The organism is Nocardia amamiensis NBRC 102102, assembly GCF_001612745.1.
In the GTDB taxonomy this organism is placed as follows: domain Bacteria; phylum Actinomycetota; class Actinomycetes; order Mycobacteriales; family Mycobacteriaceae; genus Nocardia; species Nocardia amamiensis.
This window is the reverse complement of record NZ_BDBA01000090.1, coordinates 1-19,430: the sequence shown is the minus strand read 5'-3', so window position 1 is coordinate 19,430 and position 19,430 is coordinate 1. Positions and strand designations below refer to the sequence as shown.

Annotated in this window: 15 protein-coding genes; 10 read left to right on the top strand and 5 right to left on the bottom strand. The window is 62.9% G+C overall.

Translation table 11 applies throughout. The features are described from left to right. The first annotated feature begins 861 nt into the window (after positions 1-861). The 7 genes from NA4_RS18170 (at position 862) to NA4_RS18140 (ending at position 10,541) form a co-directional block, all read left to right on the top strand. A complete protein-coding gene (locus tag NA4_RS18170; protein WP_245671459.1) occupies positions 862-1,890 on the top strand; it encodes a DNA cytosine methyltransferase in 1,029 nt (342 codons plus the stop codon). Between the two features lie 44 nt (positions 1,891-1,934). After that, positions 1,935-3,044 carry a DNA cytosine methyltransferase gene (locus tag NA4_RS18165; protein ID WP_067471008.1) on the top strand — a complete coding sequence of 370 codons (1,110 nt, stop codon included), beginning with the start codon at positions 1,935-1,937 and terminating at the stop codon, positions 3,042-3,044. 226 nt (positions 3,045-3,270) lie between these two features. Then, positions 3,271-5,832 (top strand): Z1 domain-containing protein, encoded by a 2,562-nt coding sequence (locus NA4_RS18160; RefSeq protein WP_245671457.1) that lies wholly within the window; start codon positions 3,271-3,273, stop codon positions 5,830-5,832. After that, positions 5,832-6,848 carry a PD-(D/E)XK motif protein gene (locus NA4_RS18155; RefSeq protein WP_067471006.1) on the top strand — a complete coding sequence of 339 codons (1,017 nt, stop codon included), beginning with the start codon at positions 5,832-5,834 and terminating at the stop codon, positions 6,846-6,848. Before NA4_RS18160 ends, NA4_RS18155 begins: the two co-directional genes overlap by 1 nt. Further along, the gene (locus NA4_RS18150; protein ID WP_157129106.1) at positions 6,845-8,839 is read left to right on the top strand and encodes a hypothetical protein; all 1,995 of its coding nucleotides are present in this window, start codon (positions 6,845-6,847) and stop codon (positions 8,837-8,839) included. Before NA4_RS18155 ends, NA4_RS18150 begins: the two co-directional genes overlap by 4 nt. Next, positions 8,839-9,735 carry a hypothetical protein gene (locus tag NA4_RS42140; RefSeq protein ID WP_218022316.1) on the top strand — a complete coding sequence of 299 codons (897 nt, stop codon included), beginning with the start codon at positions 8,839-8,841 and terminating at the stop codon, positions 9,733-9,735. The genes NA4_RS18150 and NA4_RS42140 overlap by 1 nt, the downstream gene beginning before the upstream one ends. Beyond that, complete coding sequence (locus NA4_RS18140) at positions 9,732-10,541, top strand: DUF6339 family protein (protein WP_067471002.1); 810 nt, start codon at positions 9,732-9,734, stop codon at positions 10,539-10,541. Before NA4_RS42140 ends, NA4_RS18140 begins: the two co-directional genes overlap by 4 nt. Before the next feature lie 627 nt (positions 10,542-11,168). Here the strand turns inward: NA4_RS18140 and NA4_RS18135 are convergent. Further along, the gene (locus tag NA4_RS18135) at positions 11,169-11,669 is read right to left on the bottom strand and encodes a hypothetical protein (RefSeq protein WP_067471000.1); all 501 of its coding nucleotides are present in this window, start codon (positions 11,667-11,669) and stop codon (positions 11,169-11,171) included. A gap of 227 nt (positions 11,670-11,896) precedes the next feature. Between NA4_RS18135 and NA4_RS18130 the strand changes: the two genes are divergently transcribed. Then, a complete protein-coding gene (locus tag NA4_RS18130) occupies positions 11,897-13,240 on the top strand; it encodes a helix-turn-helix domain-containing protein (protein WP_067470998.1) in 1,344 nt (447 codons plus the stop codon). On the opposite strand, the gene NA4_RS18125 is transcribed toward NA4_RS18130, so the two are convergent. From NA4_RS18125 to NA4_RS18115, 3 genes are all read right to left on the bottom strand, one after another. Beyond that, positions 13,213-13,770, bottom strand: a complete 558-nt coding sequence (locus NA4_RS18125) for a GNAT family N-acetyltransferase (protein ID WP_169811063.1) — start codon at positions 13,768-13,770, stop codon at positions 13,213-13,215. The genes NA4_RS18130 and NA4_RS18125 overlap by 28 nt on opposite strands. Before the next feature lie 187 nt (positions 13,771-13,957). Beyond that, the gene (locus tag NA4_RS18120; RefSeq protein ID WP_245671455.1) at positions 13,958-15,382 is read right to left on the bottom strand and encodes a vWA domain-containing protein; all 1,425 of its coding nucleotides are present in this window, start codon (positions 15,380-15,382) and stop codon (positions 13,958-13,960) included. Between the two features lie 165 nt (positions 15,383-15,547). Next, a complete protein-coding gene (locus NA4_RS18115; RefSeq protein ID WP_067470994.1) occupies positions 15,548-16,438 on the bottom strand; it encodes an AAA family ATPase in 891 nt (296 codons plus the stop codon). 317 nt (positions 16,439-16,755) lie between these two features. On the opposite strand from NA4_RS18115, the gene NA4_RS18110 reads away from it, so the two are divergent. Continuing rightward, positions 16,756-17,619, top strand: coding sequence for an LLM class flavin-dependent oxidoreductase (locus tag NA4_RS18110; RefSeq protein WP_067470992.1), 864 nt, complete (start codon positions 16,756-16,758; stop codon positions 17,617-17,619). A gap of 77 nt (positions 17,620-17,696) precedes the next feature. On the opposite strand, the gene NA4_RS18105 is transcribed toward NA4_RS18110, so the two are convergent. After that, entirely contained in the window at positions 17,697-18,746 is a 1,050-nt protein-coding gene (locus NA4_RS18105; protein WP_307188588.1) for an acyl-CoA thioesterase, read from the bottom strand. Between the two features lie 377 nt (positions 18,747-19,123). On the opposite strand from NA4_RS18105, the gene NA4_RS18100 reads away from it, so the two are divergent. Continuing rightward, a complete protein-coding gene (locus NA4_RS18100) occupies positions 19,124-19,396 on the top strand; it encodes a hypothetical protein (protein ID WP_067470990.1) in 273 nt (90 codons plus the stop codon). Positions 19,397-19,430 lie beyond the last annotated feature (34 nt).

Below are 19,430 nucleotides of genomic sequence, written 5' to 3'. Positions count from 1 at the left end.
CTAAGGGCTGATCTTGACCGATCAAATGCCAGCCCCACGACTTATACGCCGCTCGAGCAGGGTTGCCGACCCGGACCAGCAGATAGGCCAGTCGTTCAGGACGCTCCGCCAGTAGGGGCATCGTGGATCATTCGCGCGAGCCCCTGGCCCTGGCGATCGGGGTGTACGGCGAACTCACGAAACATGTAAACGGGTGCACCCGCCGACACGGCCTGCAACTGCGGATAGACCCGAAGGGCCTTGTGCCATACTGCTTCCGGTCGGCGGTATGGGGTACCGAAGGCATAACCGATCATTCGGCCGTCGATCCGTCCCGCCACTAACTCGAAACCCGCAATCGGCGCGTACATATCCACTAAGCGTTCCCAGAACTTCCCCGGGGCTGTACCACGGATTGCCTTGCTGCTCGCGGTGCGAGGCGAGATACACCGACTCGAGTTCGTCGGCGAGTGCGAGTGCTCCGGCGGCGTCGTAGCGGACGAGTTCAACCGGGCTGGCGGTCATGGCTCGATCGCCCTTCGTTCGCGAACAGCCTGGTCACACAGAAGTTCGTGAAGCTCTCGGGCACTGCCAGCGCGTCGCTGATCGGGAGATCGAGCTCGCCTTGCGCAGCAGAGTGAGAGTCTCGGCATTCCGTCGGACCTGCATCACGGTCACTCCTGCTCTCGAGGCGCTTCGCACACATCGAAGACCCGTAATGACCCCCACAGAGGCTCCGACAGCCGCCGAGCTGTGCGGATGGCCAAGAGGAAGAGGTGGTCCCTGACCGGTTCGGGCGAACCGCTCGAACCAAGTCGTAAGAAGCTTTGTAGACCCGCGCATTACCCTGAGTAAAACATCTATCGCGTGGGAGGTGGGGCATTGTCCGACGCTGAACAGATCGACCCTCGAGTGGTGCCCACGGGTCGGCGAATGCATTCGGTTGAGCTCTGCGCCGGCGCCGGCGGACTCGCTCTCGGTCTCGAGCAGGCGGGTTTCGATCCCATCCTGCTCCTCGACAACCGCGACATCGCGTGCGCGACGCTGCGAACAAATCGGCCTCGCTGGAATGTTCTCAGCACAGACCTGCTGAAGTTCGAACCGCGGTTGGATCTACCACGGTCGGCCGATATTGATCTCTTGGCAGCCGGTCTCCCGAGAGTGAGGTCTGCGGCAACGGCATCGAGACAACGTGGCAGCGGCTGGGAACTGGAGTTGCTCGAGACAACAGGTCGGTTGGCGTCGGAGCTGCGACCCCGTGCCTTGCTCATCGAAAACGTACCTGACATGGTCACCCGACCTGAATACTCTGAAAGCCGGTCCCGCGTCGAAAAGTACCTTGATACTGCTGGTTACGAGTACCGGTGGCTGGTGATCGACGCACGTGACTTCGGGGTACCGCAGCACCGACTGCTAGGCATACTGGTCGCCTTGCGCGACGGAGGCGTTGCACGCTTCAAGACGAATCTAACGGCTCTGCCGCCGAGCTTGAATCTGACAGTAGGCACGGTGTTGCGGTCATCTATGGGTGTGCGCGGCTGGCCTCAGGTCGACGAGTGGGCAGCACAGGCTGACGAGATCGCACCCACCATCGTCGGTGGCTCCTGGGACCGCGGCGGTGGGGACCTCGGGCCCCAGGGGTCTGTTCGAGCTTGGGCGAGAATCGGCGTCAACGCTCGATCGATCGGCGACGAGCTACCAGCCGCCGACTTCGTGTGGAATCCGGCTCTCGGGCCGGAACATATGGTGAAACTCACCATCGAACAGGTCGCCATATTACAGGGGTTCCCCGCGTACTGGCGCATCGAAGGCGGCAAAACGGCGCGATATCGCCAGGTGGGAAATGCGACCCCACCTCCCGCCGCATGCGCGGTTGGCCTCGCCCTGCGGGCAGCGTTGACCGGCTGCTGAGCGCCGTATGGCGAGGCCGTGTCACGCCGCTAAGATCGCGAGTCATGCCCTCCGATCCGCATGAGCAACTCCGACCCCGCCAGGTCGACATGATCGACTTGTTCGCCGGACCCGGAGGGCTCGATGTGGCGGCGCGGTGGTTGGGGCTGAACGTCTATGGATTCGAGTGGGACCGGAACGCATGCGCGACAAGGTCCGCCGCCGGTCTGAACAATCGCCCACACGATGTACGCGATTTCGGACCCGAGACAGCGCCGAGCGCCTGGATACTGGCCGCTGGCCCGCCCTGCCAGACGTTTACCGTCGCCGGTTCGGGAGCAGGCCGCAAGGCACTCGATGAGGTCTTGGGCTACGCCGCCAAGATGGGTGCCGGTGAGGACGTATCTACAGACCTGGAGTCCTTGAAGGACGAGCGTACCGGCCTCGTCCTGGAACCCTTGCGATGGGCATTGGCCGCGCACCGCCACAGTGATCCATACAAGGTCATTGTGTTGGAACAGGTTCCGGCAGTTTTGCCTATCTGGAAAGCGATGGGCACTGTTCTGAAGAAGATCGGGTATCACGTCGTCTGCGATGTGCTGCGCACGGAACAGTTCGGCGTTCCACAGACCCGCCGTAGAGCCATTCTGATCGCCAGCCTCGAAGGTGAGCGCAAACTTCCGGACGCCACCCACCGCTCTTACCGCAAAGGCGTCGAACGCACCGCGGGTGATTCCCACCTTCTCCCCTGGGAAACGATGGATGGTGCGCTGAATCGCGGATACGACTTTTACGTCGTCTCGAACTATGGCACAGGCGGCAACCCCAAGTTGCGAGGTCGTCGCCATTCTCGAGAGCCATCGGCCACAATCACCGGCAAAGTGTCTCGAAACAAGATCGTCGACGGCGCGGGAACCGAGAGTCCACGGTTCAGCCTGGCCGAGGCGGGTCGACTGCAGACCTTCCCGCTCGACTACCCCTGGTCGGGCAACGATATCGCCCAGCAGATCGGCAATGCGATCCCACCCGTGCTTGCTCTGCATGTCTTGTCGGCTGCCCTGGGGAAGCAAGTGACTCACGAGGATGCGCGCAAGGTTGTCGATCGTCCATGGATCGACACGCGAGACACCGCCCCGCTAGACCATTTCGCACGAGTCGGCCAGCTGTTCGTTTGAACGTTCTCCCAGGTCGACACCTCGTGGCACCTCTCCCTCGACCAGACCGTGTGTAGCGCATCCCTGTAGCGAACCCGCGTCTGCGTCCGATACTTGTCATCGGCGGGGTAACACTTCGTCCACTTGCCCGGAGATCATCGGATCAAGTCGATACAGTTACCCGCAACGTGGGGGAACCAAACCTCCCACCGTCGACGTAGGGGCTAGCACGCAGTGGGAGATGCCGGTGAGCGACGTGATTGACGAGCATGATGAGCTGTTCGATGTCTTCAGGGTGTTGCTCGATACCTACACGCCGGCCGAAGCGGTCAAGAAACTCCGTTTGTTTTCCCCGCCTGATGAGGTCATCAAGCGGATCGTCGACCGTCATGAGCGCGAAGTCGTGCGCATCAAAGAGATGCGAGAGCCGCCCTCCGTCGTGATCGACAACTACGAAACCTGGTACGCCGGTCCTCATCCCGACGACAAACTGTGGCCGTCGATCGCCGCCGGGCTGAAGAACAGCTTGGACGAGACGTCCATCGACAGTCTGGATCGGTCCTCGACTCGGGTCGTCTCACTCCTACAGCATCCGAGGCAGAGCTCCTTCTCGACGCGAGGCCTGGTCGTCGGTTACGTACAGTCCGGCAAGACCACCAACTTCACCGCCGTCATGGCCAAGGCTGCCGATCGCCGCTACAAGCTGTTCATCGTGCTCGCGGGGATTCACAACGGCCTCCGCAGACAGACCCAGGCCCGCTTGGTTCAGCAACTCGTGGAGCCGAACCCCACGCTGTGGACTCAGATCACCGACCTCGATCACGACTTCCGACCAACCGCGAACCCGGCCAGCTTCTTCGGCAAGTCGAACAAGACCCACGTGCTTTGTGTCGTCAAGAAGAACGCCACGGTGCTGCGCAAACTGGTGAAGTGGCTGGGCGACGCTTCAGAGTACTTGGCAGATTGCCCGGCACTGATCATTGATGACGAGGCCGATCAGGCGACTGTCGCGACGAAGTCGATCAACCCGTTGATTCGGCAGATCCTCAGCACACTGCCGAAGTCTGCCTATGTCGGCTACACCGCCTCACCGTTCGCGAACCTGTTGATAAACCCTGCCGCGGAGGATCTGTATCCTGAACACTTCATCGTGAACCTCCCTCAACCGCAGGGTCATTTCGGAACGGAGGTATTGTTCGGCCGGTACGCGCTGGATGGCGAAGACCCCAATGATGTCGATGACGGCTACGACATGATCCGCACTGTCCCTGACGACGATGTCGAACTCGTCCGACCGAAAACCAGGGCGGATGCCGAAGGCTTCTATCCGACCATTACGGACACCTTGCGCCGGGCAGTGCTGTATTTCTGGTTGACAACCGCCGCCCGCCGAGTTCGTGGCGGCGGAAACCCGCACTGCACCATGTTAATTCACACAAGCGTTCGCACCGCTGTCCACAACGGTTTCCGACAGCCGCTGCTGTCTTTACGAGCCAAGATCGGACGCAACCTGGAGGACCCGGCGCTTCAGACCGAGCTGCGCACACTCTGGGCCGAAGAGACGTCCCGCGTGCCTGCTGTCGCTTTCGACGAGAAGTTTGTCTCGTTCGATGATCTGGCAACGAAACTGCCGGGCGTACTGCGTGATTGCCGCGTGGTGATGGACAACTCGGAAAGCACCGACCGCCTCGACTACGAGAACGGACCCGTGGTTGCGATCGCTGTGGGCGGCAACACGCTGTCGCGAGGTCTAACGCTCGAGGGGCTGTCCGTCAGTTACTTCGTGCGCTCGGTTTCCACATATGACACGTTGCTGCAGATGGGCCGCTGGTTCGGCTACCGCAAAGGCTACGCGGACCTGCCACGCATCTGGATGACCAAGGACCTCGAGGACTGGTTCCGCCACCTCGCAACAGTCGAGACCGAGATGCGCCGTGACATCGATGTCTATATGACCGAGGGCAAGACACCGATGAACTTCGCGGTACGCCTTCGGACGCACCCCGCACTGCGCGTGACAGCAGCCGCGAAGATGAAGGACGCGGTGTCGGCATCGTCGTCCTACGGTGGACAACGTGTCCAGACCAGGTACTTCCGTCTGGAATCCGAATGGCTGCGGCACAATCAATCAGCAGCACGCAAGCTCGTGAGCGAGGCCGTTCGAAACGGCAGTGTCGAGGGAAGCACAGCGGATGGACGCTTTCTCATTCGAGATGTGTCCAGTGACGCCGTACTGGAGTTTCTACGGAGCTACCAGTTTCATGAGCGGTCGCAGGAATGCGACGCGAAGTTGATGGCAGGCTACATCGAGAAGCGTATTCGAAACGCAGGGACATTGCGGCGTTGGAACATCGCGGTGGTCGGAAAACCGGCTGACAACAGTTCGGAGCGGTTCGACTTCGCGCCAGAGATCGCCGTCGGAACGATCGTTCGATCCCAATTCGCTTCTGGGCCAGATCATTCCGACATCAAGACGCTGATGAGCCGTCGCGACGCCGGCCTAGATCTCCAGGGAATCACAACCAGCACATCCGAAACAGAAATCAAAAAAGCTCGTCGGACACAACAACCCGACGCCGGACTGTTGGTGCTCTATCCGATCGACAAGGTTTCGACGCCAGAGCCGTCGAAAGACAAGCGTCAACCGCTGAACGCACCGGAGCACGTCATCGGTGTAGGTCTGGTGTTCCCGACACCCACGGACGACGACAGCACTGTTGCGTGGGAGGCCAATTACATCTCGGCAGACCTGTCTGGCGTCGAAATCGAGGAGGAAGACTTCAGCGCCCTCGAAGCCGAGGACGTCTGATGTCGACAGAGATCCGGGAAGTTCTCGACGACCACTGGCGACGCCTCGAACATCGCCCGCCGTCGATGTCGTCCGTCCTCGCTGTCTCCAACCTACCCGTGCCGACGCACAACGGATCGCTGGCGGCCGCGCTCGACAACGCAGGCAACCGGCACCTCCTCGTGCCGGTCGGAGCGCATCAGAACGTACGCAAAGGGCTCAATGGCCCGGTCCTGATGTTGCACAAGCGGACCCTCGATGACGACCGGACGAGACGCGACTACGCCGATTTGGCCTGTCTTCGTTCAGATCTCAGCGACATCTTCACGACCCTGTGCGCCGATGTCCTCATTGCCACCGAGGCGGCTTCCGAGAATCCGCTGAAGGTTCTCAATCGGGTACTCGATCGATGGAAGGCGCTGTTCCAGAATTCCGGTCCACCGTTGGGCCCCGAGCAACGAGCCGGATTGTTCGGTGAACTGATGGTGTTGGCACGCCTTCTCGAGCATGACAGCAGCGCTCACCTCTTGTGGCGAGGGCCATCAGGCTATCGTCATGATTTCGCGACAGACGCGGGCGCTCTCGAGGTGAAAACCTCGACAAGTCCTAACGGTCGCCAGGTCCGAATCCACGGCCTCGATCAGTTGGAGCCGCCGGTCAACGGTGTCTTGGGGCTGGTCTGGCTTCGACTGGAACCTTCAGTACGTGAGGGAATCGGCCTCCTCGATCTGATCAATCGGGTGCTCGAGCTTTCCGACGACGAGACGGCAGTTCTCAACCAACTGGCATCGATCGGCTACCGCAAAGCGGACGATGACCACTACCGTCACACCCGGTACCGGGTCGACGAACAGCGCTGGTACAACGTGGATATCGCGTTTCCCAGACTGACCACCGTGGACCTGGCAGCGGCCGCAATCTCTTCGAATGTGCGTGATGTCGACTACACGATCGACCTCTCGGGGAACACGCCAGGCCCGATGGAGGACAGCCAAGTGGAACGGCATATCCGGGTGATGATCGAGGAGCATGTGTGAACCCGCCTGCTTGGGCTTCCCAACCTTTTCCGCCGGAAGGTGCCAGTGCCGCTGAGGGAATCAGGAATCAGCTCGGTAAGCCCGAACTCGATCATCTGACCATCTTGGTCCGCGAATCGGCCCAGAACAGCTGGGACGCTCGTCGCAGTGATGGCGTTTCGGTGGACTATCGCATCGATCTGCGGACCGTGAGTGCCGCCGATGCACCGGCCTGGAGAGACAATCTGCTGCGGCGGGCTCCTGCCAAGCAGGTTCTTCCACTACGCGACTCATTGCAGCAGCCCACTATCAGGGTGTTGTCGATCTCGGATCGGGGAACTAGAGGACTCGGCGGACCGACGCGCGCTGATGCAGTCACCGAGAAGCGTCCTGACTTCGTTGCGTTCCTCCGCAATATCGGTGAGCCACGTGACCAGGCATTGGGCGGCGGTACCTACGGTTTCGGCAAGGGCATCCTCTATCTCGTCTCAAAATCGGGCACGATTCTGGTGCACACCCGGTGCCAGCACGAGGGCCGCCATGAGACTCGACTGATGGGGGCCGCGCTTTGGAAGAGCTATGACGCGAAGGACTCCGATCGAGAACGCCGTTACACCGGCAGGCACTGGTGGGGAGACACATCCGGGGAGGTGATCGAGCCGCTCGTCGGTGCTGAAGCCGACGCGATGGCACGAAAACTTGGATTGCGGCCGTTCGGCGCCACCGAGACTGGAACGACGATCGTCATCCTCGATCCCGATCTCGAAGGCAAAGAACCAGCGAATGCAGCCCTATATCTCGCGCAGACGATTACGTGCCAGCTGTGGCCGAAGATGATGCCGGATCAGAACGGTATTGTCCCAATGCGGTTTTCGGTGACCTGCGACGGTATCGAGTACAAGGTACCGGAACCCACCGAAATGAAATCTCTGCGCTTGTTTGTCTCCGCCTATCGGAAGCTGGTCGGCAGCGAGGCACAAGATCTGCACTGTCGCCGGCCGAAGAAGCTACTCGGGCGGTTCGCCTTGCACCAGTCGATGGCGCAGCGGTTCGACCCGACCGACGCCGAGCAGATGGCGGGCTTCGAGAACGGAATGGTGCACCACGTCTGCCTGATGCGCCCGGCAGAACTAGTGGTCACGTATTGGCCCGGACCAAAGCCTGCGAGCGAGTACTCAGCGTATGCAGGCGTCTTCCGTGCCGATCCTGCGATGGACGAAGCGTATGCGGCGGCCGAGCCGCCGACCCACGACAACTGGAACTATCAGTCACTGGACCATCCCGACCACACGTTCGTCAAGACGACCTTCGTGCGCATGAAGGAAGCCATCGATGCGGTGCTCAGCCCGCGTGGCAGTAGCGGGGTCGAGGTCGCTCGAGTATCTCTGGGAGCTGCGAGCGAACGCCTGTCGCCTCTCGTGGGTGGCGCGTGGGGGATCGGAGCGGCAACCGACTATGGCAAGCCGGGCGACACCGCACCACCCGCTCGGCCGATACCTGCTCGGCGCCCGAGTGGTCGACGGCAAGAGATCGATGAGACCGATGAGGTGGAGATCCCGGACACTGCGGACATTGGAGGAGGCGGGCCTGCTGGCTCGGTCGGGGATTCGCGAGACGCGAGCCCGTACGACACCGACGCATTCGCCGAGCCCGCAAAGCTGGTCACGGAACGACGGCGACGCCCGAAAATCGAATACATCGGTGATCCCGAGCCGGAGGAGCTGTGGGGAAATGCCGTGGTGGTGCAGCGTTTCCGCCTGCCGGTAGGCATTCCGCAACGAGTCACCGTCGATCTGGCCGTGGCATTGAACAGCGATGGCGGACTCGAGATGGACCCTCCGGCCGGTGCTGAAATGCCGGGCCTCGTCGGTTGGCAGGACCCGCATGGGGAGCTCCACCAGGTGCCGTCGTATGTCATCGAAGGCGGTGACGGCCAGATCTGGAAGGCCGTGGTGAAGCCTGCGGCCGACACCATGACCGACATCGTGCTCTACACCGAGGCGGTCGGTTGATGGTCCATCGCGTTCTTCCCTACAAAAAGCCGTCGCCAGCCGTCGTGCAGGCAGGCGAGTGGTTGCTGTCGGTCGATGGCGACGAAATGCCACTGCCGGAGTCTTACCCGCATTGGGACTATCAGACGACACTTCGCCTGCGCCGCATCGTCAAGGTCGATCTGCACCGCGCCCTTGCCGCATCGACGTTGGCCCCAGGCACCGAGCTCGCGCTAGCCGCGATCTGGACATCGACCGGATCGAAACTCAGGGGAACGGTGATGCGCACAGTGGTCCCCGAGAATGGCGAAGTCGAATTGCAAGCCGAGCTCCCCGGCGCCGACCTGGGCGGTGTCGTCCTGTTGGATACCGCCCTGGTACTCGCCCGGCGCCGACATGGCGGCGACCGCCCGGTGGCACCCCGCCGCGGTGGCTCGGTTCTGTGGAGCGATCGGCGCCAGATTCGTCTTCAAGGCGATGCTCCTCAATTTCCCATAGCCATAGTCGATTTCGACCGAACCGACTATCCCGGTGAGGCCGCGTGGCACTTGGAGATCGGCACGAACCTCGAGGCGGCAACGATGGGGTCACTTCTTCTACTCGTCAACGAAAAGAAAGCCGTCATCACAGAGGCCCTCCAACGCGCGGGCAGCCCACGTCTAGAAGACAAGATCGCCCTGTCCGCGCTGTATGCCGACGTGGCTCGCACCATGGTGGATCATGCCCTTCGCCTCAGCGAATTCCACGACGATTCTCACTACATTGATGAGACCTTGGGTGCCACACTGCAGGAACTGTTCGGCCGACTCTTCCCTGGACGGTCGATCACGGACATCCGGCTGGCAGCACAAGAGTCCCCGAACCTGTTCGCCTCCGAGTTGCAGGCGGCCGTAAAGATCTTCGAGGGGGTCGCATGACACTTCTGTATCCCCGACTGCTCCGCCACCGCGCAAAACTACTCGCAGCCGAATACAAAGATCTCACCCCGCTTGACCTCCACGACCGTTGGGCCATCGCCCATGAATCCGCAGTGTTCGTTGCGACCGGCGGCACGCGGGCCGACCGCGACAAGCTGCGATTTCTTCGGGATATCGTCATCGATCTGGCCAAGGAGTCCGGCTTCCCGGAACCACCCGACGCGCGCCAGAAGATTTCCTTCGATCTCAACCTCGCCGTTGCATTGCACAAGGAAATGCGAATCGCGCCTGCAGAAGCTGCTGCCGGCGACGTTTGGGCGTTTCTGGCCTTGATCGTCCTTCCCGACGTCGCGCACTGGCGCTACCCGAAACCCCCGGTCGACCGAGTACTCGGTTCCGATCTCACCCGTCATGTGTTCGGCCGGATGTGGTGGCGGGCGCACCTGGTGTATTCCCCGGCCGATTCCAACCCGTACTCGGCGCTGCATGTCCTCGGCGAAGCCGCATTCGACCAGATCTACGCCCGGCGCGCCGCCTTGGGCGGCAGTCCGCACTTGATCAAGTCGATTTTGCGTGTGTGGCGGCGCATGGACCTGCGAGGGATGACCGAGCGTGACATCCTGCGGGACTTCCTGAAACGACTGCTCCGCCTGGCTCCGTTCGTTGTCTTCGAAGCATTGGAAGAATCAGCATTGGACGAGGAACTTGTAGAAATCGCGAAGGAAACCGTTACAGGAATACTGTCGGCAGGTGGCCGGATGTCGGTCGAAGAAGCAGGTACCCGCGCAGCACGCGTATTCGGTTAGCCGACCTCGGTCTCCGCAGTGATCATTGTTGCGTTCATGATCAAAGTAGATGCACAACGATCGAGAGCATATGTTGCGTCCAAGATCCCCTGCGGAGGCCTGGTCAGGGCTCCAAGTAGAGCCGTTCGTTCGGGAGACGTTGTAGTCCGGTGGTATCTCCGGGAATTACTGTCACTGCGTGTTGGTAGTAGCGGGTGCGCCAGTCCCGAATGAACGTCAACGCGGCCGTTCGGCAGGCGACGAAATCCAGACGTACATCGTGGAATTGGATCGACAGATGTACGTCATTCTCATCGGGGCGTGGAGAAGCGTTATTGCTCATTCCTTTCACGTTCCTGCCGCGCGAAAGAACTCGCTGTCAACGCCATCATCCGATTCGACACTCATCATCGATCCACGTATGCCATCCCGCCGGTCGAACCCTGGGAGCCGAATAGGTCATCGATTACACGAGCTCCCGCGTAGGAGCATTTGATACCCGAGCGCCCGTTGTGCTCACCCATGACGCCGCCGGTCACCGGAGCGACGCCAACGCAGTGCGGGCACCCAACCATCACAAGGGTGTCCGTGCCGTTGAAAACCGCACCAGCACAGGCCGACAACCAAATCGGCGGGCAAGACATAGCCTCAGACATGCACCGACGCCTTCCGATATGACGCCGATACGGCGCACGCATGAATGGACTCGACCACTGCTATTCCGGACGGGCGGAATTTATCTCGCGGCAGCGTGACCCATGTCCGAAATCCGGTGCCTCGGGCTACTGGAGACGGCAATGCGATCTGTGCACCCACACGCGTGACGTAGACATTGAGCCGGAACAACTCGGAGAAGAGCCTGCTCTCGTCCGGCACGTCAGGCACGATCAGGAATGTCCATCGTTTCGAGCGCGGATGCGAGACGATCGGACCGAGCTTCACACCCTGACTGTGCATGCGGCTCTTCACCCCGGCACCGAGCTGATGAGGCATGGTGATGGCACCGACCCTGCCCGCGGGCACGACGATGCTTCCGATTTCGGGCTGAACCCGCGCGGGTAGCCCGCAGGCTTCCCGATAGAACCGACACCGTGTCGAAGCCGTATCGGCCTGCACCGGCGGCAGCACCTGAGTATCGTCCAACTCCATCCCCGCGCCTCCCTGCTCGTCATGTGATGAGCACCCGGCGCCAAGGAGCATGCGCCACCGACCGGCCGCTCACAGCTGACCGGTGTGCCGTTGGCGAGCAATGACATCGACCCGGCACCGGGTGCAGGAATCAGAATCCGGTGATCGAGTGATGGAATACAGGTACGCAGCAGGCATTTTGGTCCTAGTCTTCCGGTATTCGACACGCCGAGGGGAGGGTGGCAGCGATGATCGAGAAATGGACGGGCGCCGATGTTCTGGCGCTTCGGACGGCAATGCGGCTGACGCAGGAGGAGTTCGCGGCGGCTTGCGGGCGGGCGGTGCGAACGGTCGGAAAGTGGGAACAGCAGGGCAATGAAGCCGCGCTGAACCCGCGGTCCTCGGATGTCATGGACACGCTGCTGAACGGTCTCAGCCCCGAGCAGGCGCACAGGTTCTACAACGGCGGTGCATCGCTCACGCCTGCGATTGCCATCGTGTCACCGCCGACCCGCCTACACTCGCCTCTGGATGTCGAACTGCGGACGTGGGTCGAGATGAATCGGCGTGAGTTGCTCTCTCTGTTCGGTGGCGTCGCTGGCGGGCTCCCCGCCGTCGCCGCGATCTTGGCGGGTCTGGATTCGGACGAGCAACTGCGAGTCGGTGAAGTGCTCATCCGGCCCGACCGGGTGGACAAAGTCACCGTCGGTCACATCGAGGCCGCGCTGGAGATCGCACGTTCGCAGAACAATCTCTACGGCCCCCACGCAGTTCTTCCGATGGTCTCCGCTCAGCAAGCGATTACCTCCGCCTTGCTGCGGCAGGCGCCCAGCCACTTGCAGCCGCGGTTGCTGACACTTCACAGCCAGCTCGCGCAGCTGGCCGGATGGATGCAATTCGATCTGTGTGACTTCGGTTCCGCGAATTCCAGCTACGAACAGGCCCGCGAATCCGCGCACGATGCGGGCAACGACGCGCTCGTCACCCTCGTTCTATGCAACCTGAGCTACCTCGCCACCTGGCGCAGGTCTCCGCGAATAGGGATCGATCACGCGGTGGCGGCACAGAACTGGGCACGAAGCGTCGATGATCGCCCGCTACGCGCCTACGCCGATGACATGGCAGCGTTCGCCTACGCCACCACAGGACGTCATCAGGCATGTGTCGCGGCACTCGACGCCGCGGACGCCACACTGGAGGACGTTCCATCAGAGGAAGACTCTGTCGCCTACTTCCACGGGCCGGGTCTCTCACTGGCGTTTCGCAGCGACTGCATGTACCGACTCGGATGTGCCGCCGAGGCGCAGTCTGCAGCCGAATCGTCCCTCGCGCTCATCGGCGAGGGGTTCACACGCAACCGGGCACTGGCCTCCATCGACCTCGCGCATGCCCATATCGCGGCATGGGAAATCGACGAAGCCGCGCAAGGTATCGGCAAGGCGGCCGGTCTAGCCACCGAGTGCCGTTCGGATCGGCTCACCGGCATCATCCTGGATGCGCGAGCGGACCTCGATCAATGGAATGCGGCCCTGTGTGTGCGGGAACTCGACCAACTGCTGGCGGACTACGGACTCCCCAACTCCCGGACATAGATATCGAACTCCGGTGATACGAACACTGGTGTGGTTTGCCGCCCAACCAAGCGCCATCCACCGATCGCCCGGTAGAACGCATGTGAGTCTTCAGCCTGCGGCTGGACCGCCAGTGTCACCCGCTGCTCGGGTCGGCTGTCGAGCAGCGTGTCCAGCAGTCGGCGGCCGATGCCATGTCGACGCGCCGACTTCTGGACAGCGAGATCGATCACCGCGAAGGTCCGACCGGGCCATTCGCGCGTGACATCCGGGTGTACCGGCTGTTGGAACCCGTCCCACCACCCGGTGTTGGTCGTCAATGTGTCTCCGTAGACGAATCCCACTAAAGTGTCGCCGGATTCCGCGAGAGCAATGCCAAAGCCCTGCAAGGCGATCATTTTCGTGAGCATCTGCCGATGGCGCTGCGACTCGTCCACCGGCCATACGAACGGGGGTGCCGAGAATGCCTCGTCGTACAGCTCGCAGATCCCATCGAAGTGATGCCGTACGTCGTCGGCGGTTCCAAGCCGGACCGATGTCGCGTCGTTCATGGACCCGACCATAGATCGACCTGACGAGCATGAGCCAAGAACTCGAAATCCTATGAGCTACACAAGCAGCGATCCCCACATGGATAGCAGAGGCGCCAAAGAACGATCACCGAGCCATGACTGTCCGCGCTGTGAGGGCAGTGGTAGTCGACCCCTACATCTGGTCCTGATCACGTGTGCGAGATTCTCATGCCGGCAGTAGGCGGGCTATGACCTCGGTCAGCTGCTTGACGTTGCGGCACTCGTGCATCGTGACGCACTCCGCGTACGCATGAGCGGCCGAGTCTCCGCTGGACCAAGAGCGAGAGGGTTCCGGGTTCAGCCAATAGGTGTGTTTGGCTCGGTCTCGGATTGCTTGCAAGGCACCAAGGTTCGGGTCGGTGCGATTCGTGCGGGCGTCGCCGAGGATGAGCACGGACGTGCGCGGGCCGAGGGCGTCGGTGTAGTTGTCGAGGAAACCTTGGAACGCTTCCCCGTAGTTGGAGCTGCCGAAGCGGGCGACCTTGGTGGAGCGGATGATTCGGGCTGCGGTGCCTGGGGTGGGTGGTTCGCCAGGGGTGAAGAAATCGGTGATTTCGTCGCAAGTGTCGATGAAGCCGAAGCTGCGGACCTTGCTGAATTGGTCTTGTAGGGACTGGATCAGGTGGAGGGTGAATTCGGCGAAGCCGGTGACCGAGCCGGAGAGGTCGGCGAGGATGACGAGGTCGGGGCGGCCGTGTTTGCGGGCGCGCAGGACCGGGTCGATGGGGACGCCGCCGGTGGACATGGAGCGGCGTAGGGTGCGGCGGAGATCGATCTGGCCGCGGACGGATTTGCGGCGGCGGACGGCGAGGCGGGTGGCGAGTTTGCGGGCCAGAGGGTGGACCAGGCTGCGCATTTCGGCGAGGTCTTGTTCGCGGGCGCCGAGGAAATCTATTTGGTCGGTGCTGGATTGGACGCCGCGGCGGGCGATGTATTCGGTGCCGCGCAGTTGTGCTGAGCGCAGGCGGGCTTCGGTTTGGACGGCGGTGCGGAATTCGGTGAGGCGGCGGTTGGCTTCGATGGTGTGGACGGTGGTGTCGAGCTGGGAGGTGCCGTTCATGCCCGCGACGATGCGGTCGATGAGGTCTTCCGGCTGTAGGGCTTTCATGGTCAGGTAGGAGGACCAGCCCGCGCCGGAGGCGGTGGTGACCGGACCGGATGTCTGCCCGGTGCCGACCCCGCCATAGCCTCCGAGTTCGGTCAGGGCCTGGCGGGCGAGTTGGGCCATTGTCTGCGAATCATCTTGGGCCAGTGCGGAAACGAGTTGATCCCGCAATGCTTCGACGGATTCGGGCGTCGACGGGTCCGCGGGTGTTGGTTGTTGCGCAGTAAGGAAGTAGAGATCGAAGAGCTGGTCGAACACGGCGCGTTGACCGTTGCGGCGCAGCAGGCAGGAGGCCATGCCGGAGCGCAGGCGATTGCGATCGGCGATCCCGAGGGCGACCATCGCCTCGGCCGCGTCGATGGTTTCGCTCGGCCCCGCGTTGATCCCGTGGTCACGCAGCAAGCCGACGAATTCGACGAGCCGATCAGTCATGGTGTCGAAAATCTGGTGCTCCGCCCCGCCGCCACGTCCTTCAGCGGTGCTCATGATCCACCCAGGCACCCGGGACCGGCTCAGCGAATGTCTGCCGCTTGATGCGAGTTGTCGAGGGGAGGCAAATGGTGGCCCAGCGGCTATGTATCGCCGCCATATCACTACGCTCGCCAAGCCAATGAGCGGGCGCGACGTGAGGCACATATTTGGCCGCCGCGGTCATCGCGTCGCACCCGGCTCCGCGTCCGGGTCGAGCAGCGCGAGCCGTTCGACCGCGGTGCGGTGGTCGGACTGGTATTTCAACAGCACGCCAAGTGTCGAACGGACAACGTTTCCGGTCAGGTTGCGAGCACCGAGGGCGACGAGGGTCTTTGCCCAGTCGATGGTTTCGGCGATCGACGGGGCCTTGCGCAACGACAACTGCCGGAGTGCGCCGACCACCTGGACCACCGGCTCGCCGAGCGCCTCGTCCAGCTCGGGCACCTTCATCCGCACGATCGCCCGCTCCAACTCGGCGGTCGGGTAATCGATGTGGAGGTAGAGGCAGCGTCGTTTCAGTGCTTCGGACAGTTCGCGGTTGGCGTTGGACGTCACGATGACGAACGGCTTGCGGACCGCGGTGACTGTGCCGAGTTCGGGAATGCTCACCTGGTAGTCGCCGAGCACCTCGAGCAGCAGACCCTCGAGTTCCACGTCGGCCTTGTCGAGTTCGTCGATGAGCAGCACGGTGGAGCACGGGTTGCGGATGGCGGCCAGCAGGGGTCGAGCGAGCAGGAACTCCTCGGTGAAGACGTGGTCGCGCGTGCTGTCCCAGGTCTCGTGGTCCGTGGCGGTGATGCGGAGCAGTTGCTTGGCATGATTCCACTCGTAAAGGGCGCGGGCTTCGTCGATGCCCTCGTAGCACTGCAGGCGCACGAGATCGGACATCGTTGCGGCGGCGACCGCCTTCGCCAGTTCGGTCTTGCCGACGCCCGCGGGACCCTCGATCAGCAGGGGCTTACCGAGGTGGCCCGCGAGGAATACGGCGGTGGCGATGTCGAGGGACGGGAGGTATCCCGACTCGGTGAGGCGACCAGTCACTTCGTCGACCGACGCAAAGAACTTACTCATCGGTAACTAGTGTAGACGCAGCTCCACACCGTTGAGCCCCCTCGGGCTGCCAGCGCCGCGACACGCCCTTCCGCAACGCCGGTACAGCTGCCACCCGGCGACTGGCCAGCGCAACACCGCGCAGCGGATGCACCCCTCGATTCCGGCGAACAGCGGCAGCGGTCGCGCGAATCGCACGCCACGCGACACCATCGGAATAGCCTGGCTGCTCTGCGATCTATTCGGTCTGCCAGCGAACAAGGCACACTCCGGTTGGGGTGGTCAGCTGACTCCGGGCTACCCGGAAACGTGTCGGTGGACAGGACGAGACTGGATTTATGCGGTGCTCGATCAATATCCCGAACCTGGGGGATTTCGCCGACCCACGCGTCGTCTCGGAGACAGCACAGCTGGCGGAGGACGCGGGCTGGGACGGACTGTTCATCTGGGACCAGATGATCGGTTACAACCGTGACCTGGTCGGCGAGTTCGCCGCGACCAACATCCTGCTGGCCGCGGCCGCGCTGGCTACCCAGCGGATCCGGTTGGGCACCACGGTGACCCCGGTCCCCCGCCGGCGACCGCGCCAGCTCGCCCGCGAGATCGCCACACTCGACCGGCTCTCCGGCGGCCGCATCATCCTCGGCGTCGGCCTGGGCAACCCGATCGACAACGAGTACGGCCGATTCGGCGAACCCACCGACCCCAAGGTGCTGGCCCGTCTGCTCGACGAAGGACTACACGCGATCACTCTGCTGTGGACCGGTGAACCAGTCACCTACCACGGCCGCCACGTCACTATCGACGACGTGATCATGCTGCCCACTCCCGTACAACGGCCGCGCGTGCCGATCTGGGTCGGCGGCGACTGGCCCCACAAGCCGCCCGCTCGCCGCGCCGCCAGATGGGACGGCGCGATTCTCACCACGGGCTCCTGGCAACAGCCACCCACCGCCGACGTCGTCGCCGAAATGCACGCCTACATCCATGCCCACCGCCGCGCCGCAGGGCTGGACGATCAACCGTTCGAGCTCGCGGTCGGCGGATCCACGCCCGGCACTACGGCAACCGCACGCGACATCGTCGGTCCGCTCGCCGACGCCGGCGCCACCTGGTGGGACGAGCGGTTCCCGTTCGAGGAGCTCGGCAAGTTCGATGCGGTTCGCGCACGCATCGAACAAGGGCCCCCTTCACTGGGTTGAACCACAACCAACAAATCCGAGCCGCATCGACCGACGCGAAGAACGACTCATCGGTTACTAGTGAAGATGCGGAGGCCCTACCTCGCCACCGGTACCCGGAAGTGGCTGGGCTCTGCGTCGGCGGGCACCGCACTCGCCGGGGTGAACTGCTCCACCAGCGCGCGCAGCTCGACCAAGTGCCGAGCGTGCGCGTCGAGCGCCTGGTCTTCCTCGGAGACCGGTTCCCATTGCCGCACGGCTCGTGCCTTGCCGTCGTCGTCCACCGCGACGACCACTGCGTGACCGTGCGCGGCCAGCGCGGGTTCGTCGGAGTGCGCATCGGTGGAGGTCACGTGCACACTCATGTGCATGCTGCGCGGCCCGGTATGGATCAGCCGGGCGGTGACCTCGACGACGTGACCGATGACGATCGGCCGGTAGAAGCGAATGCCGCCGAAGTAGGACGTGATGACGCCTTGCCCGGCCCAATCGGCGCCGCACACGTAGGCGGCCTCGTCGATCCACCGCATCGTCCGGCCACCATGAACCTTGCCGCCCCAATTGATGTCCGAGGGCGCTGCCAGGAACCGCAGCGTGGCGCTCGGCGCGGTGCCCGCCGCGGTGTATCGCTGAGCGGACATCGCCTCCGCGATGCCCTTGCGTACCGAAATCCTGGCCCGCGCCTGCCCATGCCGCTGCAGTTCGAGAAGTGTCGTCGGATTCCATTGCGGGACTTCGACGGTGCGCCTGTGGTCATCCACCGCGACGAAGATCGTCAGGCACTGGGCCGATTGGACCGGCTGCACCCGCGTGGGATCGGTCGAGTAGACGGTGACCAGAATGTGCATGCTGGTCCGGCCGGTGTAGACGAGATTCGCGTGCAATTCGACCAGCTCACCGACCGCGATCGGCCGACCGAGATGGATGTTCCCGACGTAGGCGGTGACGCAGTAGCTGCCGCTCCACTGGGCCGCCGCCGCGTAGGCGACCTTGTCGATCCATTCGAGAAGTTTGCCGCCGTCGACCGATCCCACGATGCCGGCGTCGGCGGGTTTGACCAGAAATCGGTGGATCGCCTCGGGCCGCCGACCGGCCGAGGCCGGGCCGGAGACGGTCGCGATGGGGTGGAGGTTCGTCGAGTTGGGCAAGGTTCACAATCCGTTCGGGCGGAAAATCTTCGGATGGACAGTTCCTTGACCTCGTTGTCCCGGAGAACCTTAGGGCTCCGCGACTGTACGAGCGAGTAACCAGCCGATAGCGGCAGAATTCGTCGCTCGGCAGAACACCAGCGCATAGGGGGGTTCCCCTAATACCGCGGATTGAAATTTCCCCCAAGGGTGACAACCCCCGTGACCTTTCGCGGCAAGTGCGCAAGAGTAGACGTGCAGTCGCTGCCCCGTTGGTCAGCCTGCCCGCGAAGCAGCGACGACACGGTCATTCCGACCTGCACGCGGGTCGCGATGGCCAGAACCGCAACGGGGGTTGGTGAGTCGATGGCTCACCGCAGTGAGTGAAAGGATTTACGTTGTTCTCGACAACCAGCGCCGCACGCCGCCGCCTCGCCCGGGTGGTCGTCGCCGGTGCGATCGCCGCAGTTCCATTGACCGCATTGGCCGTGCCCGCCTCCGCGGACACCTCCCCTGGGGTCACCGAGGTCAGGCACAACCGCCATTACCCCGACCGGAACTGCGACTTCGGCCCATTCCAGAACTGGAGCTGCAACAACAACCCGTTCTTCGGTTGGTGGGGCGGCCCGGGTGATCACGGCCGTCCGCCCGGCCTGTTCGGCAGCAGCTAGAAACCGGAACGGCTCGGCACCCACAAGGTGCCGA